Here is a 1,618-nt window from a genome sequence, read left to right as displayed (position 1 = left end):
CGCCCGCAGCCCCGCCGTCACGATCGCCTGCTGGGCCCGGGAAGTGCTGGGGTACAACGGGAACAGCTGCGGCATCGCGCGCGTCAGGTGCGGCGCGGTCCGCGTCATCATGATGCCCCGCTCGACCGCGCTTTCGTGCGCCAGGCCCAGTTCGCCGTGCGCGAGGTACCGCAGGCCGCCGTGCACGAGCTTCGACGACCAGCGTGACGTCCCGAACGCGAGGTCGTGCGCCTCCACGAGCGCCACTGACAGCCCGCGGGAAGCCGCGTCCAGCGCGATGCCCGTGCCGGTGACGCCGCCGCCGACCACGACGACGTCGACGCGCTCGCCCGCGGCCAGCTCGGTGAGCTCGCGGTCGCGGCGGCGCGCGTTGAGGGAGCCGGACGTCACGGCTTCAGCGCCGCGTCGAGCACGTGCGTGAACTCCGCCAGCAGCGCCGCTTCGCCGACGTCCGCCGTGGCCGGCCGCAGCGAGAACGCGAACGACTGGACCACGAGCAGCACCGCCCGCGACTGCGCCGCGACCGGGGCGCGCCGGATCGAGCCGTCCTGGTGGCCGGCCGCCAGGAGGTGGTGCAGGGCCTGCTCGGCGAACTTCTGGGTCGCGCCCAGCCGCTCCACGATGTAGGGCAGCACGAGCTCGGGGTCGACGTCGAGCAGCGTGCGGAACAGCGGGTCGGCCGACAGTCCGCGGACGCCGGCCGAAGCGATGATCACGAGCCGCTCGCGGCTGTTCGCGGCGTCGGCGCCGCGCTCGCTCGCGGTCTGCAGCAGCCCGCTGAATTCGCGGGTCATCAGGGCCGCGAGCACGCTGCGGACGTCGGGGAAGCGGCGGTAGACCGTCATCCGGCTGACGCGGGCGGTGCGGGCGATTTCGGCGAGTGTGGTGCGGCGCACACCGACGGCCAGCACGCACGAGCGCGCGGCGTCGAGCAGCACGTCATCGGCCACTCTGGTCGCCGTCTGACGGCTGCGGGTGTCCGCGAGCGCGGAGGATCCCGCCGCCTGTGTGGTGTGACGTTTCACGTCCATATGTCACACTGTAGTCGTGAACGCGCTCATTGACCACCGTCTCCGCCGGTCCTGGACCGCGGAAGCCGCCGACGCCGCCCAGCTGCCCGCGCGGGCGGCCAAGTGGCTTGAACAGCGTATCGGCCAGGTGGCGCCCGGTGCTGCCCCCGCGAGCGAAATGCCGGTGGAAATACCGTCACGGAAACTGGACGAGTCTGCTGCCGCCGCGTTGTCGGAAGTGGTCGGCGCGGAGAACGTGCTGGTGGACGACGCCGCGCGGCTGGCGAGGGCGACCGGGCTGTCCTACCTCGACCTGCTGCGCCGCCGGTCGTCGCTCGAATTCCCGGTGCCCGACGCCGTCGTGCTCCCCGCGGACCCGGACGAGGTCCAGGCGGTGCTCGGCGTCTGCGTGCGGCACGACATCGGGGTCGTCCCCTTCGGCGGCGGCACGTCGGTGGTCGGCGGCGTCGCGGCGCTGCGCGGCGGCAAGGCGGCGGTGATCGCGCTCGACCTCGTCCGGCTCGACGCGCTGGTGTCGGTCGACGCCGAGTCGCGCATCGCCGTGCTGCAGGCCGGCGTCCGCGGGCCCGAGGCCGAGCGCCTCCTCG

Annotated in this window: 3 protein-coding genes; 1 reads left to right on the top strand and 2 read right to left on the bottom strand. The window is 73.7% G+C overall.

Going from position 1 to position 1,618, the window contains the following annotated elements; translation table 11 throughout:
- On the bottom strand, positions 1–390 hold a 390-nt coding region (locus G3I65_RS44435; protein WP_160701434.1), incomplete at its 3' end, for an FAD-dependent oxidoreductase.
- On the bottom strand, positions 387–950 hold the full coding sequence (locus G3I65_RS44430; protein ID WP_160701436.1) for a TetR/AcrR family transcriptional regulator: 564 nt from the start codon (positions 948–950) through the stop codon (positions 387–389). The genes G3I65_RS44435 and G3I65_RS44430, both read right to left, overlap by 4 nt.
- A gap of 97 nt (positions 951–1,047) precedes the next feature.
- On the opposite strand from G3I65_RS44430, the gene G3I65_RS44425 reads away from it, so the two are divergent.
- Positions 1,048–1,618, top strand: a 571-nt coding sequence (locus tag G3I65_RS44425; protein WP_309236003.1) for an FAD-binding protein, incomplete at its 3' end; no start/stop codon positions are given.

This window comes from Amycolatopsis sp. SID8362 (assembly GCF_010550475.1).
GTDB lineage: Bacteria > Actinomycetota > Actinomycetes > Mycobacteriales > Pseudonocardiaceae > Amycolatopsis > Amycolatopsis eburnea.
The sequence above is the reverse complement of the archived record's forward strand: the minus strand, read 5'-3'. Positions and strand labels throughout refer to the sequence as shown.